Genomic DNA, 17,702 nt, shown 5'->3' with positions numbered 1-17,702 from the left:
CTACAAATAACGGGATTGACCAATGATGTTCCTTTATTTTTCAGAGCAGAACTGTTTTTGCCCATTCTGTCTATCAGATAAAGAGAACAAGTCGCAATTATTGACACAAGTTCTGTAGTGCAATTTGTATGCATTTTTACCGCCTGTTCACAGCATTTGTTCTTTCACTGCTGGCTATGGCGGTCGTGCCTTTATGCTATTGCTTAACCATCATTGACCGACACAATCCCAATGACAGGGTTCGGATTGAGATCAATGAGGGAACAGATTCTCAGGGTGTGAGTCAGTGGCAATTGAGTTTGCTGCTTCCGAAAGGCTTCAATGACCGAAAAAGCATCCTCTGCTTTAAAGCACCTGTGGTGCCAGCAGATTCGAGCAGTATCGCACTATTGGTCACGACCGACTTGAGTGACTATTGCTATCAGATAGTCATAGTGACAGGGGAGCAAACACGCGTCTTCCATGGTATCTCAAAACGGGCCTCTGAAAGCGGCACACGGGTTCGCTTAAAATCAACGACAGCAAACAGACCAGAGTTGACTTCTGTCACCAGCAATCAACCCGTCAAACCCCATACAGCTCCTCTTACCCTTCTAATCTATTCCGACAACATCACGGAAAGTGTGCTGGAAACAAGACAAACCCGAAATAACACACTGGCAATGACAGGTGACAAGCTCGCTGGCAACACAGATTTTTCCGCTGGCGGTGATGAAGGCTTCTCCTATTCACCGCCTCCACCATGGGGAGGAGATGGGAGGCCATCGGGATTATTCGACATAGACCTGGTTATCCTGAAACCCGTCATCAACTGGCTGATGTCCATGGGAAAGGATTCCAGCTCATTTGAGGAACAGCCATCTCCGGCGCGTCTGAAAATGACACGCATCAATGCAGATGGTTCTTCCAGTGATGCCGTTATAACCTTGGGTTGGCTTGACTTTCTGGACATTGAACAACTGACCGATGTTAATTTCTGGAACACCCTCTTCCAGCGTGCCGCCACTTCTTGCCCGGACAGCGAAAGCCTTCAGTGGCAGCTTGGCTGTTTGAAGCGATTTCTTGAGTACACTGCCTTGAAGACAGATCATGCTGGTGGCTTAAAGGCAGGTAATGGGGATGGAAAACCATCAGGTAAGGCATCCGATAAAGCATCAAAGGAAGAAAATAACGACCATCAAAAAGAGAAAAAAGGTGAACCTGAAGATCAGCAGAACAATTCACCGGGAGAAAGCAATCATGGCAGTGAAGAGGGTGATAACAGAAAAGACGACAATGGAAAAGAAAGTGCAAGAAACGCCAGGATTCAAGACCTTCAGGTAATTGCGAACCAACTCGTTGCCCTCATTGAAAGCGACGATCCCGATGCCGTTTTTAAGCTGAGGCAAATACTGGATGAGCTGGACATGCCTCAGCGTTTGCAGGTTATCGAAACAAAAAGCACAAACACCAGTGGTAATACTGCCACGCCTCTTGAGGCAATATTGAAACTACAGCGTTCTTTCTATGAAAACTCAACGCGCAACCGGTTTATCGAGCAGCTAATCGAAGCTACGAGCATTCAAACAAGGACTTTGGATACTGTCAGAATTCCGTCTGAACGCCAACCAATGATTCCACCTGACCGGTCAATGCCCGAAGCTGGTGACAATAACCTGATGATTTTGTATAAGATTGTTCAGGACATCATCAACAGGTTCAATCAATCTGTCCAACAGCCATCATTAGGACACTTTGAAAAATCTTGCTTGACTGAGTACTTCGTTCAATTACTCCTGCTCTATTCAAACCCACTTGAATCCATTCGTGAACTGTTGGAGAAAATATCAGATTCAGTGATAAGACGCGATATTATGATTTTTGCACAATCATTTACATTCTCCATCCCTTTTCGAGAAACCCTGATACAACTTGAACAGCACCCATCGTTCCATGAGTTAGAACGCCTCTCAAATGAACTGATGAGGCAGGCGCCCGCTTCCCGCATACTGCAAGAGCCCCCACTACTGGTGTCTTCAGTAGAGCCTGTAATCAGTAACCATGATAATACCAATGGCAGAGCCACAAACAACTCAAACAGATTCGCACACTACACCCAGCAAGTTAACAGCTACCGAAGTGACTCCGGGTCTACCGGCAGTTCCCCCGTCGTCTTGCCAGCCGATAGATACATACAGCAAGGGGCCAGGCCAAAGCTGTCTGACCCTGGTGATCAGGAAAATCCCTCTTCCCAAAAGCGATTTCAGACAGGGCCTTCTCATGGTAATCATCTCACCAACGGAGCACACAACCGATCCGATTTGGAGGCGTCTGGAATAAATCAAAACTTCTCAACTAAACATTCGACCGATGACTCCCTTCTCGTTGAGCTGAAAGGCCGCGCTCAGGAAAAAAAAGAGAAAAAAAGACAACAGACTAAAGAGTTAACTGAACAGGCTCAAGAATTACCAATAGAGAAGCAGTCTTTAACTGCAGAAGTTCAAGCGTTAAAAACAGTGATTCAGGAGCTAACTAAGTTAAAAACAATGATTCAGGAGCTAACTAAGGAGACTCAAGGATTAAGACTAGAGAATCAGGTGTTGGTTGCGATGAATGAAAACCTGATTACAAAAAATCAGGAGCTATACAAGTCTATGGACAAATCAAATACTGAAGCGCTGCATTTGAAGGAACAAATCAAAAAGTTGCACGTTGATCTCAGAAGACAACAAGAATTAGTAGACCATTTGATCCATCGATCAGATTATCAGACGGCATCGGCCAATCAGAGGGTACAAACCAATAATCTTGCGATGAACAGCAATGGCACAGTGTTTTTAGCTCCTTTCCATCCGTTGAACACCTACAATGAGAAAGCAAGCCCGCCGAAAGAGCAGTTAAAGACATCTGCACAAGAACAACGAAAGCCATTGTGCAAAGATTACCGCAGGCTCTGCTATGTAAAATTTGAGTGCTGTCAATGGTACTTCCCTTGCCATAAATGTCATAACAAAAGTGATCGATGCGAAGTTACCTCTCGAAAAGCTCTTCACACGACACTGCTTTTATGCTCTGTGTGTGGATTCAATGGGGATATTACGGAAGACTCCCAGACATGCCCGGGATGCAACGAACTAATGTCGGAGTATTTCTGTGCACAATGCAAACACTTCACCGATTTAGAAAAAAAACCATACCACTGCGATAAATGCGGAATTTGTCGAACATCTAAGGATAATGCCTTTCACTGTGATGTTTGTAATGTCTGCATGAATACAAGACTTCAAGACAGTCACAAATGCCGGGAAAACTCGAGCCACGATGAGTGCTGCATCTGCCTGGAAGATACCTTCTCCGGCGGCAGGATAATGCCTTGCAGTCACAAAGTACATCGTGAGTGCGGCGCTGCAATGTTTATAAACGGGATAAGAACCTGTCCTATTTGCAGACACCCTTTAGACGCCTGGTTTGATGAAACAATCATTAAACCATCTGACTGAATTTAATAGTCGCTACCAGCGACCGCGTCTGACTTGCATAGGGAGTTAGAACGTTCGATTGGTATAAAATGAGTTTTTAAAAATAGCAGCACCGTACTGCTACCACAGCCCGGTATCAGGCCCTGCAAGACACTTTCAGGTTGATAATGCCGAAGACTCTGATGCACATAACGAGTCACTCAAATAGCAATTCAGGAATTCTTGTCTACTCTCTGTACGTCTTACGGATAATAAAGCCGGTCAATAATGTTTCTTTATTTTTCCAGGGCAGAAAGTCAGCCCGGATTGTCCTGGCGTTTTCTGTCAGACAGGAAGGGCGGGTTGATATTAATCACACACTTAGTGCAGAAAGATTTGAATGCATTCTTACCGTTTATTCATAACATTTGTTCTTTTCCTGACGACTATGTTGGTTGTCACCTTGTGCTATTCCTCAACCATCATTGACCGACATAACCCCGGTGGGCAAAAGGTTCGGATTGAAATCAATGACGCCACAGACCCTCAGGCTGTCAATGAGTGGCAAGTGAGTTTGCTGCTTCCGGACAGTTTCAACAATCGAAACAGCACCCTCTGCTTTAAGACACCTGTCGTGTCAGCAAATCCGAACAATATTGCTATATTGATGACAAACGACCAGAGCAACTATTGCTACCAACTGTTGATACTGACAAAAGAGCAAACACCCGACTTCCAACATCTCTCTCAACAGGCCTCTAAAAATGGCACACTTATTCGCTTGAAATCCACGACGGCAGACAGACCAGAATTAACTTCTGTCACCACCAATCAACTCCTTAACGGCAAACCCCATACGACCCCATTAACCCTTTTGGTTTATTCCGACAACACGACCGGCAGTGAACTGGAAACCGGCCAAATCCGGAATAACACAGTGACATTGACAGGCGGCAAGCTCACTGGCATCGCTGATTTTCCCGGTGGCGGCAACGGTGGTTTCTTCTATTCACTCCCACCCCCACCTTGGGGAGGTGGCGGGGGGAGACCATCGGGATTATTTGAAATAGATCTGGTTATCCTGAAACCCGTCATCACCTGGCTGATGTCCATAGGCAAGGATTCTATTTCGTTTGAGGAGCAACCCACCCCGGCACATCTGAAAATGACACGGGTTAATGCCGATGGCTCTTCCAGCGAAGCCGCTATACCTGTTGGCTGGCTTGACTTCCTCAATATTGAACAACTGAACGATGTTGATTTCTGGAACACCCTCCTCCAACAGGCCGCCACTTCCTGCCCCGCCAGCGAAAGTCTCCAACGACAGCTTGGCTGTTTCAAACGATTTCTTGAGCGTAGTGCCTTGCAGACAAATCATGGCGGTGGCCTGATGGCAGCTAATGAGGAGGGGCAACCCTCTGGTAGCGCACCCAATTCGGGGCCAAAGGACGAAAATAACGATCACCAAAAAGAGAAAAAAGAAGAACCTGAAAATCAGGACAACCAGTCACCGGGAGAAGGCCATGATGGCAGCGGGAATGGCAATAACAGAAAAGACGACGATGGCGAAGAGAGTGGAAAAAATGCTACCGCTGAAGACCTTCAGGTACTTGCGAACCGGCTTGTTGCCATCATTGAAAGTAAATACCCCGGAGCAGTTTTTAGACTGAGACAAATACTGAATGAGCTGGACATGCCTCAGCGTTTGCGGGTTCTGGAAACAAAAAGTACCAACACCGCAGATACTGTCACTCCTCTTGAAGCGATACTGAAACTGCAACGTTCTTGCAACGAGAATTCATCGCGCAACCTGTTTATCGAACAGCTGATAAAGGCCACTTGCAATACAAAAAAGAATTTGAGTAAATTCAACATTCTATCTACACTCCGACCGGCCATTCCACCTGATCAGGCAGTGCTCGCAGCAGGCGACAACAACCTGTTGATTTTGAATAAAATTGTTCTGGACATAATCCACAAAGCCAATCAATCTGACCAACAGCCACCTGTGGGACAATTTGAAAAGTGTTGCTTTGTTGAGTTCTTCGCTCAATTGTTCCTGATTTATTCAAACCCGGTTGAACTGATTCGTAATCTGTTGGGGAAAATATCAGATTTAGCTTTAAGGTATGATGTTATGATTAATCCACAATCATTGACATTTCCCGCCTGTTTTTTATATAACTTCACGCAATTTCACCAACACCCATCCTTTCCTGAATTAAAGCGCCTCTTAAATGAGCTGATGAGGCAGGCACAAAACTCCCACTTACAACAAGTGCCTTCTATAGAGCCTTTCATCAGTAACAGCGATACTACCGCTAACGAAACAATTGCCAGCAGTGGAGATACAAGTACCATCCAGCGAGCTGTCTGCAACCAGAGAGCCTCTGGCTTTACCGGCAGCTCCCCTTGCTTACTGGCTGGTAGAAACCCAAAGCTGGAAGCAAGTTCAAATCAGCCTGCCCTTGTTCATCAGCAAAATGACGCTTCCCGGGAGCGATTACAAGCAGGACCTTCATCTGGTGATCTTCAAGCCACCGGGACACAGGAACGATCCGATTTGGCAGTGTTGAGGACAAATCAAAACCACTTAAGTAACCTCCTGATCGATGGACCCCTTCTCGAAGAGCTGGCAAAACACGCTCTGAAAAGACGGGTGAAAAAAAGACAACAGTTAAAACAGCTAGAAAGACAAATGAAAGCAAGGCGACAGATGTTGCCGGTCAGCTCTCCGTTGCCAAGTCATGTTCTCGCCGAGCTGGAAAGACACGCTGAGGCAAAACAAGAGCAAAAAAGACAACAGTTAAAACAGCTGGAAAGACAAATGATAGCAAGGCGACAGATGTTGCCGGTCAGCTCTCCGTTGCCAAGTCATGTTCTCGCCGAGCTGGAAAGACACGCTGAGGCAAAACAAGAGCAAAAAAGACAACAGTTAAAACAGCTGGAAAGACAAATGATAGCAAGGCTACAGATGATGGCGACCAACCCGACGTTGCAAAGCAATGGCGCAGAGCATTCTGCTTCTTTCCAGAAGTCGAGCACCCATAATGAGGAGGCAAACCCGTCGAATGAGCAGTTAAGGACGCCTTTGGAAAAAAAACAAAGGCAACTGTGCATTCATAGCCGTAGGTTATGTCGCGTAAACTTTGGGTGCTGTGAAGGTTATTTCCCATGCAACAAATGTCATAACGATAGTAAGAAATGCGACCTTACTGATCGTAAGGTTATTCATGCAATAAGGCTTCAATGTTCTCTATGTAACTATGAGGGGGATATTACGGAAGACTCCCAGACATGCCCGGGATGCAACGAACTAATGTCCGACTATTTCTGTGCACAATGCAAACACTTCACCGATTTAGAAAAAAAACCATACCACTGCGATAAATGCGGAATTTGCCGAACAGAAAAGGAGAAGTCCTTTCACTGTGATGTTTGCAATTTCTGTATGGATAAAAGTGCACAAGGCAATCACCGATGTCGGCCAGATTCAGGCCATGATGAGTGCTGCATCTGCCTGGAAGATGTTTTCCACAATTCCGTGATATTGCCCTGCACTCACAAAGTTCACCAGGATTGCGCTACGGTGATGATTACGAACAAGATAAGAACCTGCCCTGTTTGCAGATACCCTCTATCCGCTCAGTTAATTGACAGGATTTTGACCGTAATCAATAGTCGCCGCTAGCAGCCTGACCGGTACCACAACCCGGTATCAGGCTCTGCAGGATACTTTCAGGTTGATGCTGCCGAAAGCGTTGTGGCACAGAGCAATTTACCCACATAGCAATTCAGAAATTCTTGGCTATTCTCTGTTTCTACTTCGGATAACAAGAACAACCAATGGTGTTCCTTATTTTTCCATAGCGGAAAGTCAGCACAGACTGTTCTCACACACTTCATCAGGCAAAGAGGGCCGATTGGAATTGTTGTACCAGTTATATAGCGAGATTTGAATGCTTTTTTTACGCTTATTCATAGCATTTGTTCTTCCTCTACTGGCTATGGCGGTGGTGCCTTTTTGCTATTCCTCAACCATCATTCATCGACATAATCCCGGTGGGCACAAGGTTCGGATTGAAATCAATCACGGCACAGCCCCTCAGGCTGTCAGTCAGTGGCAAGTGAGTTTGCTGCTTCCGGACAGTTTCAACAATCGAAACAGCACCTTTTGCTTTAAGACACCCGTGGTGTCAGCAGATTCCAACAGTATTGCGATATTGTTGACGAACGACCAGAGCAACTATTGCTACCAACTGTTGCTAATGACAAAAGAGCAAATACCCGGCTTCCAACACCTCTCTCAACAGGCCTCTGAAAATGGCACACTTATTCGCTTGAAATCCACGACGGCAGACAGACCAGAATTAACTTCTGTCACTACCGATCAACTCCTTAACGACAATCCCCATACGACCCCATTAACCCTTTTGGTCTATTCCGACAACACGACCGGCAGTGAACTGGAAACCGGCCAAACCCGGAATAACACAGTGACATTGACAGGCAACAAGCTCACTGGCATCGACGATTTTCCCGGTAGCGGGAATGGTGGCTTCTTCTATTTACTCCCACCCCCACCCTGGGGAGGTGGCGGGGGGAGACCATCGGGATTATTTGAAATAGATCTGGTTATCCTGAAGCCCGTCATCAACTGGCTGATGTCCATTGGTAAAGATTCTATTTCGTTTCAAGAGCAACACTCCCCGGCACGTCTGAAAATGACACGGGTTAATGCCGATGGCTCTTCCAGCGAAGCCGCTATACCTGTTGGCTGGCTTGACTTCCTCAATATTGAACAACTGAACGATGTTGATTTCTGGAACACCCTCCTCCAGCAGGCCGCTACTTCCTGCCCCGTTAGCGAAAGCCTCCAATGGCAGCTTGGCTGTTGCAAACGATTTCTTGAGCGTAGTGCCTTGCAGACAAATCATGGCGGTGGCCTGATGGCAGCGAATGGGGAGGCACAACCCTCTGGTAGCGCACCCAATTCGGGGCCAAAGGACGAAAATAACGATCACCAAAAAGAGAAAAAAGAAGAACCTGAAAATCAGGAGAACCAGTCACCGGGAGAAGGCCATGATGGCAGCGGAAATGGCAACAACAGAAAAGACGACGATGGCGAAGAGAGTGAAAAAAAAACTACCACTGAAGACCTTCAGGTACTTGCGAACCGGCTTGTTGCCATCATTGAAAGTCAAGATCCCGGAGCAGTTTTTAAGCTCAGGCAAATACTGAATGAACTGGACATGCCACAGCGTTTGCGGGTTCTGGAAACAAAAAGCATCAACACCGAGGATACTGTCACTCCTCTTGAAGCCGTACTGAAACTGCAGCGTTCTTGCAACGAGAATTCACTGCGCAACCTTTTTATCGAGCAACTGATAGAGGCCACAAGCAATACAAAACATAATTTGAATAACCTTCACACTCTGTCTCTGCTTCGACCAATCATTCCACCTGACCGGGCAATGCCCGAAGAGGGCGACAACAACCTGTTGATTTTGTATAAGATTGCTCTGGACATAATCCACAAGGTCAATCAATCTGACACAGAGCCACCTATGAGTCAGTTTGAAAGATGTTGCTTTACTGAGTACTTTGCTCAATTGTTCCTGGCCTATTCAAACCCGGTTGAACTGATTCGTAATCTGTTGGGGAAAATATCAGATTTGTGCTTAAGGCGTGTTGTTCTGATTAATCCACAATCATTGACATTTCCCAACCGCTTTTTAAATACCTTTATACAATTTCACCAACACCCATCGATTTCTGAATCAGAACGCCTCTCAGATGAGCTGATGGGTTATGCAAAAAATTCTCACTTACAACAGGTGCCTTCTGTAGAGCCTGTCATCGATAACAGCGATACTCTCTCTGACGAAACACTTGTCAGCAATAAAGATCAAGGTACCACCCACCAGCAAGCTGATAGCCACCAAAGAGCCTCTGGCTCTTCCGGAAGTTCCCCTTGCATACTGACTGATAGATACCCAGAGCCAGAGGCAGAGCCAGAGGCAGAGGCAGAGTCAGATCAGCCTGCACTTGCCTATCAGCAAAATAACGCTTCCCAAGAGCGATTACAGGCAGGACCTTCATCCGGTGATGATCAAACCACTAGTGCACAAGACCGATCTGCTTCTGATCAGCAGTCAAGTACCCATAATGAGGAGACAAACCCGTCGAACGAGCAATTAAAGACACCTGTGCAAGAGCGAATGCCATTGTGCAATCATTCCCATAGGTTTTGTCGTGTAAACTTTGGGTGTTGCGAAGGGTATTTCCCCTGCCCTAGATGTCATAACAATAGTAAGAAATGCGACCTTACAGATCGTAAGGATTTTCATGCAAAAAGGCTTCAATGTTCTCTATGTAACTATGAGGGGGATATTACGGAAGACTCCCAGACATGCCCGGGATGCAACGAACTAATGTCGGAGTATTTCTGTGCACAATGCAAACACTTCACCGATTTAGAAAAAAAACCATACCACTGCGATAAATGTGGAATTTGCCGAACATTTAAGGATAGGGCCTTTCACTGTGATGTTTGTGATATCTGCCTGAATACAAGGTTTCAAGACAATCACAAATGCCGAGAAAACTCAAGCCACGATGAGTGCTGCATCTGCCTGGAAGATACCTTCCACGGCTGCAAGATAATGCCTTGCTACCACAAAGTACATGGTGAGTGCAGCACTGCAATGCTTAAAAACGGGATAAGAACCTGCCCTATTTGCAGAAACCCTACAGACGCCTGGTTTGTTGGAAACAATCATTAAACCATCTGACTGAATTTAATAGTCGCTACCGGTGACCGCGTCTGACTTACATAGGGAGTTAAGTACCTAACCAGTTGGTTTCGCCTATTCTGGACGGCGGCTTTTTCCATCCTTCTGCGTTCCAACTCTGGTTGCGTAGCTAAGGCTACGCGCCCGTCGTTGCGCCTTGAAGGATGAAAAAATCCACTCGCCAGAATATGCGAAACCAACTGGCCAGGTACTTAGAACGTTCGATTGGTATAAAATGAGTTTTTAAAAATAGCAGCTCCATACTGCTACCACAGCCCGGTATCAAGTCCTGCAAGTCACTTTCAGGTTGATACTGACGAAGGCTCTGTTGCACAAAACAAGTAACACAAATAGCAATTCGGAAATTCTTGTCTACTCTCTGTTTGTCCTACGGATAATAAAACCGGTCAATAATGTTCCTTTATTTTTCCAAAGCAGAAAGTCGGCACAGATTGTCCTGGCGTTTTCTGTCAGACAGGGAAGGCGGGTTGGTATTAATAACACATTTAGTGCAGAAAGATTTGAATGCATTCTTACCGTTTATTCATAACATTTGTTCTTTTCCTGATGACTATGTTGGTTGTGACCTTGTGCTACTCCTCAACCATCATTGACCGACATAATCCCGGTGGGCACAAGGTTCGGATTGAAATCAATCACGGCACAGCCCCTCAGGCTGTCAGTCAGTGGCAAGTGAGTTTGCTGCTTCCGGACAGTTTCAACAATCGAAACAGCACCTTTTGCTTTAAGACACCTGTGGTGTCAGCAGATTTGAACAGTATTGCGATATTAGTGACGAACGACCCGGGCAACTATTGTTATCAACTGACCATACTGACAAAAGAACAAACACCCGACTTCCAACACCTCTCTCAACATGCCTCTGAAAATGGCACACTTATTCGCTTGAAATCCACGACGGCAGACAGACCAGAATTAACTTCTGTCACTACCGATCAACTCCTTAACGACAATCCCCATACGACCCCATTAACCCTTTTGGTCTATTCCGACAACACGACCGGCAGTGAACTGGAAACCGGCCAAACCCGGAATAACACAGTGACATTGACAAGCAACAAGCTCACTGGCATCGACGATTTTCCCGGTAGCGGGAATGGTGGCTTCTTCTATTTACTCCCACCCCCACCCTGGGGAGGTGGCGGGGGGAGACCATCGGGATTATTTGAAATAGATCTGGTTATCCTGAAGCCCGTCATTAACTGGCTGATGTCCATTGGTAAAGATTCTATTTCGTTTCAAGAGCAACACTCCCCGGCACGTCTGAAAATGACACGGGTTAATGCCGATGGCTCTTCCAGCGAAGCCGCTATACCTGTTGGCTGGCTTGACTTCCTCAATATTGAACAACTGAACGATGTTGATTTCTGGAACACCCTCCTCCAGCATGCCGCTACTTCCTGCCCCGTTAGCGAAAGCCTCCAATGGCAGCTTGGCTGTTGCAAACGATTTCTTGAGCGTAGTGCCTTGCAGACAAATCATGGCGGTGGCCTGATGGCAGCGAATGGGGAGGCACAACCCTCTGGTAGCTCACCCAATTCGGGGCCAAAGGACGAAAATAACGATCACCAAAAAGAGAAAAAAGAAGAACCTGAAAATCAGGAGAACCAGTCACCGGGAGAAGGCCATGATGGCAGCGGAAATGGCAACAACAGAAAAGACGACGATGGCGAAGAGAGTGAAAAAAAAACTACCACTGAAGACCTTCAGGTACTTGCGAACCGGCTTGTTGCCATCATTGAAAGTCAAGATCCCGGAGCAGTTTTTAAGCTCAGGCAAATACTGAATGAACTGGACATGCCACAGCGTTTGCGGGTTCTGGAAACAAAAAGCATCAACACCGAGGATACTGTCACTCCTCTTGAAGCCGTACTGAAACTGCAGCGTTCTTCCAACGAGAATTCACTGCGCAACCTTTTTATCGAGCAGCTGATAAAGGCAACATGCAATACAAAACAGTATTTGAATAACCTTCACACTCTGTCTCTACTTCGACCAATCATTCCACCTGACCGGGCAATGCCCGAAGAGGGCAACAACAACCTGTTGATGTTGTATAAGATTGCTCTGGACATAATCCACAAGGTCAATCAATCTGACACAGAGCCACCTATGAGTCAGTTTGAAAGATGTTGCTTTGCTGAGTACTTCGCTCAATTGTTCCTTATCTACTCAAACCCGGTTGAACTGATTCGTAATCTGTTGGGGAAAATATCAGATTTGCCCACAAGGCATGTTCTTATGATTAATCCACAATCATTGACATTTCCCAACCGCTTTTTAAATACCTTTATACAATTTCACCAACACCCATCGATTTCTGAATTAGAACGCCTCTCAGATGAGCTGATGGGTTATGCAAAAAATCCCCACTTACAACAAGTGCCTTCTATAGAGCCTGTCACCGGTAAAAGCGATAATATCTCTGACGAAACAATTGTCAGCAATAAAGATACAAGTACCATCCACCAGCAAGCTGATATTAACAAAAGAGCTTCTGGCTCTTCCGGCAGTTCCCATTGCATAGTGACTGGTAGATACTCAGAGCTGGAGGCAGAGCCAAATCAGCCTGCCCTTGCCTATCAGCAAAATAACGTTTCCCAAGAGCGATTACAGGCAGGACCCTCATCTGTTGATCCAAGACCAGGGAGAGAAAAACAACAGTGGGTAGCGGCCAGCCCGGCGATGCAAAGCAATGGCGCAGAGCGTTCTGCTTCTGACCAGCAGTCGAGTGCCCATAATGAGGAGGCAAACCCGTCAAACGAGCAGTTAAAGACACCTGTGCGAAAAGAACGAATGCCATTGTGCAATCATTACCATAGGTTATGTCGTGTAAACTTTGGGTGCTGTGAAGGGTATTTTCCCTGCTATAGATGTCATAACAAAAGTAAGAAATGCGACCTTACAGATCGTCAGGCTTTTCAAGCAAAAAGGCTTCAATGTTCTCTCTGTAACTATGAGGGGGATATTACGGAAGACTCCCAGGCGTGCCCGGGATGCAACGAACTAATGTCGGAGTATTTCTGCGCACAATGCAAAGAATTCGACAATATGGAACTAAAACCATTCCACTGCCATAAATGCGGAATTTGCCGAATAAACAAGGATGAGTCCTTTCACTGTGATGTTTGTAATATCTGCCTTTATGTAAGGTATCAAAGTAATCACGAATGCCGGGAAAACTCAGGCCACGATAAGTGCTGCATCTGCCTGAAAGATTCCTTCGACGGCTGCTTGATAATGTACTGCTCTCACAAAGTACATGATGATTGCTACGCTGCAATGCTCCGTAAAGGGATAAGAACCTGCCCTGTTTGCAGACAATCTCTATACGTTCCACCGGTTGAAAGAAATAATTAACCATCTGGCTCGATTTAATAGTCGCCGCCAGTGACCGCTTCAGTATTGCAACACGGGAAGAGGACAAGGCTCTGTGGCACAAAGCAATTAATCCATTTAGCAATTTTGACATTCTTGTCTATTATCTGTTTTTTCTACGAATAATAAGACCTTCCAGTAATGTTTCTTTATTTTTCAGGGCAGAAGGCCAGCACAGACCTTTCTGATTGTACTCTGTCAGGCAAACAGGACAGGTCCGGGTTGTTATCATAAGTTAGTGAGATTTGAATGCACCTTTACCGCTTATTCATAGCATTTGTTCTTTTCCTGGTGGCTATGGCAGTTTTGCCTTTGTGCTATTCCTCAACCATCATTGACCGACATAATCCGGGAGGGCACAAGGTTCGGATTGAGATCAATGATGGCAAAGATCCTCAGTTTGTGAGTCAGTGGCAAATGAACTTGCTGCTACCGAAGGGTTTCGATGACCAAAACAGTATCCTTTGCTTTAAGGCGCCTGTGGTGCCAGCAGATTCCAACAGTATTGCGATATTGGTGACGAACGACCCGAGCAACTATTGTTATCAACTGATGATACTGACAAAAGAACAAACACCCGACTTCCAACATATCTCTCAACATGCGTCTAAAAATGGCACGCTTGTTCACTTAAGATCCACGACGGCAGACAGACCGGAATTAACTTCTGTCACTACCGATCAACTTCACAACGATAAGCCCCATACTGCCCCGTTAACCCTTCTGACCTATACCGACAACATAAACGACAGTGGTTTGAAAACCGGCCAACCCGGGAATAACACACTGACATTAACGGGCGGCAAGCCCGCTGGCATCGGCGATTTTCCCGGTGGTGGCAACGGTGGCTTCTTCTTTTTGCCGCCCCCCCCACCCTGGGGAGGTGGCGGTGGGAGACCATCGGGATTATTTGAAATAGATCTGGTTATCCTGAAACCCGTCATCAACTGGCTGATGTCCATTGGTAAAGATTCTGCTTCGTTTGAAGAGCCACCCTCCCCGGCGCGTCTGAAAATGACACGGGTTAATGCCGATGGCTCTTCCAGCGAAGCTGCTATACCTGTTGGCTGGCTCGACTTCCTCACTGTTGAACAACTGACCGATGTTGATTTCTGGAACACCCTCCTGCAACATGCCGCCACTTCATGCCCCACCAGCGAAAGCCTTATTAGGCAGCTTGGCTGTTTCAAACTATTGCTTGAGCGAACGGCCTTGAAGAGACATCATGGCGGTGGCCTGAAGGCCGCTAATGGAGATGGCCAACCCTCTGGTAGCGCACCAAATTCAAGATCAGAGGACAAAAATAACAGCCATCAAAAGGACAAAAAAGAAGCACCTGAAGATCAGAACAACAACTCACCGGGAGAAGGCAATGATGGCAGCGGGGATGGTAATAACAGAAAAGACGACAATGGCGAGGAGAGTGAAAAAAATGCCAGGACTCAAAACCTTCAGGTACTTGCCAACCAGCTTGTAGCCATCATTGAAAGTGACGATCCTGATGCTGTTTTTAAGCTGCGGCAAATACTGGATAAGCTCAACATGCCACAGCGTTTGCAGGTTTTGGAAACGAGAAGCGCAAACACCAGTGGTAATGCTGTCAGTCCTCTTGAGGCGATACTGGAACTGCAGCGTTCTTGCTATGAGAATTCATCGCGCAACCGGTTTATCGAGCAGCTGATAGAAGCCACGAGCGATAAAACACGGACTTTGAATGACCCTGACATTCTGGCTTCACTGCAACCGATAGCCCGACCACTGTCCGAAGCTGGCAACAACAACCTGATGATTTTGTACAGGATTGTTCTGGACATAATCCATAGAGTTAATCAATCTGGCCAGCAACCACCAATAGGACAATTTGAAAAAAATTGTTTTATTCAGTACTTCGTTCAATTGTTTCTGTTCTATTCAAACCCACTTGAACTTATTGGTAATCTGTTAGGGCAAATATCAGATTCAGCGGTAACCCATGAGATTATAATTGCTGCACAATCATTGACATCTGCCAGTTCTTTTTCAAATGCCTTTATACAATTTCACCAACACCCCTCGTTTCATGAATTACAACATTTCTTAAATGAACGGTTAAGAAACCCACAGCAGGGAGCAAGGCCAAAACGGCCCACCCTTTCTCATCAGTCAAATACGCCGCACCAAAAACGATTAAAAACAGAACGATCTTATGGGGATGATGACATGACTATCATTGCTTTTTGCGATGATGCATTGAAAGTGAATAAGGTGCAACATACACAAATTACTCATAATAAGTGCCCAATATGTTGTGAGCGCTTTTTACGCACAGCAGGATTAGTGAAAACACCCTGCAATCACATTTTTCACGTGCTTTGCTTGAATCTGTGGCTCCAAAAAAGGCTACCTGATCTTGCAATTAAAACTTGTCCTGTATGTCGATCAGAATTAAAAAGCTCAAAAGAAAAACTTAACAACCTTAACAGGCTATTGAATAAATACGGCAATTGTCATTTGTTAGACACTGCAGATAGAGCCGTTAAGGAATGGAATAGAACAACAAGTCATGAAGCCTTATACCATTTTGTCCAACTTTGCAGACTCAACAGTCAGGCGTCAGATGATCCACGGTATGCCAATATCTTGAGAAAAATAATTTATCCCGTTATAAAAGCCAACATTCGCCATGACTCTGAGATCACGTCAGCCAGCTTCAGCCCTGATAGCCGCCAGGTGGTGACCGCCGGTGAAGATTGTACTGCGAAAATCTATGGCCATAAGGCCGATGGATCGTGGGAAGAAGAGGCCATTATTCGCCACAATGGTAAGGTCAAATCAGCCAGCTTCAGCCGCGATAGCTGTCGTGTAGTTACTGCCAGTGAGGATCACAAGGCGAAAATCCTGGGCCAAAAGGACGATGGATCATGGACAGAAGAACTCACCGTTCAACATACTGGTACGGTCAACTCAGCCAGCTTCAGCGCTGATAGCCAACGTATGGTGACTGCCAGTGACGATGGTACCGCAATAATCTTTGGCCAAAAGGACGACAGGCCATGGGAAACAGAAGCCAGCATTAGCCACAATGGTCCGATCCAATCAGCCACCTTCAGCCCCGATGGTAGCCATGTGGTGACTTTCGGTAAAGATAACCTGGTGAAAATCACTGGCAGGTCGGCCAATGGAGCATGGCAAGAAAAAGTCATCATTGCCCATGATTACACGGTCAACTCAGCTACCTTCAGCACCGACAGCCGCCGTGTGGTGACCGCCAGTGGCGATGGTACGGCAATAATCTGTGCCCAACAGGACGATGGATCATGGGAAAGAGAATTGACCATTAGCCATATCGACAGCGGGGGTCCGATCATATCTGCCGAGTTCAGCCCCGATGGCCGCCATGTGATGACTGTTGCCGGGGATGACCTGGTTAAAATCTATGGCAGGCAGGACAATGGATTATGGGTAAAGAAAGCCATCATTGCCCATGAAGATCGGATCAACTCAGCCAGCTTCAGCGCCGATGGATGCCATTTGGTGACCGCCAGTTCTGATAATACGGCCAAAATCTATGGCGAAAAGACCGATGCAGCATGGGAAGAAGAAATGACTATCTGCCACAACCATAGACTCTTATCGGCCACTTTCAGCCCCGATAGCCAACATGTGGTGACTGCCAGCAGAGGCAGGACGGCAAAAATTCATAGCCACAATAATAATGGATCATGGGAAGAAAAGACCACCATCCTTCATGAAGGCTGGGTTCGTTCAGCCACCTTCAGCGCCAATAGCCGCTTTGCGGCGACCGCGAGTATCGATAGGAAGGCGAAAATCTATAGCCTGAAAGACGATGCATCATGGCAAAAAGAAATCACTATCTATCATCATGGTGCGGTATTCTTGGCCAACTTCAGCGCTGATAGCCGCTTTCTGGTGAACACCAGTTGTATTTCAGATATTGGTCGCTATCAGGAGGCTGCGATGATCACTGAACTCTGGAAGGACGAATGAAAGCAAACCGCCCTTCTCTGACTTCAAGATGTTGCGGAAGACATTGTGGCACAAGACAAGTAGTCCCTATAGCGATTCAGAAATT

The 17,702-nt window shown here is 46.2% G+C and carries 5 protein-coding genes; all 5 read left to right on the top strand.

What is annotated here, in order from left to right:
• The first annotated feature begins 128 nt into the window (after positions 1-128).
• The 5 genes from ACO6VG_RS08920 (at position 129) to ACO6VG_RS08900 (ending at position 17,617) form a co-directional block, all read left to right on the top strand.
• Positions 129-3,479 (top strand): RING finger domain-containing protein, encoded by a 3,351-nt coding sequence (locus ACO6VG_RS08920; protein WP_422473586.1) that lies wholly within the window; start codon positions 129-131, stop codon positions 3,477-3,479.
• A gap of 358 nt (positions 3,480-3,837) precedes the next feature.
• Positions 3,838-7,128 carry a hypothetical protein gene (locus ACO6VG_RS08915; protein WP_422473584.1) on the top strand — a complete coding sequence of 1,097 codons (3,291 nt, stop codon included), beginning with the start codon at positions 3,838-3,840 and terminating at the stop codon, positions 7,126-7,128.
• A gap of 268 nt (positions 7,129-7,396) precedes the next feature.
• Entirely contained in the window at positions 7,397-10,222 is a 2,826-nt protein-coding gene (locus ACO6VG_RS08910; RefSeq protein ID WP_422473582.1) for a CHY zinc finger protein, read from the top strand.
• Between the two features lie 534 nt (positions 10,223-10,756).
• Positions 10,757-13,612: a CHY zinc finger protein gene (locus tag ACO6VG_RS08905; protein ID WP_422473580.1), complete on the top strand. Its 2,856-nt coding sequence runs from the start codon at positions 10,757-10,759 to the stop codon at positions 13,610-13,612.
• A gap of 267 nt (positions 13,613-13,879) precedes the next feature.
• On the top strand, positions 13,880-17,617 hold the full coding sequence (locus ACO6VG_RS08900; protein ID WP_422473578.1) for an RING finger domain-containing protein: 3,738 nt from the start codon (positions 13,880-13,882) through the stop codon (positions 17,615-17,617).
• Positions 17,618-17,702: the final 85 nt, after the last annotated feature.

The sequence above is a fragment of the Endozoicomonas sp. ALB032 genome, from assembly GCF_049310125.1.
In the GTDB taxonomy this organism is placed as follows: Bacteria; Pseudomonadota; Gammaproteobacteria; order Pseudomonadales; family Endozoicomonadaceae; genus Endozoicomonas_A.
Note: the sequence above shows the minus strand (reverse complement) of the source record. Positions and strands in the feature narration are given on the sequence as shown.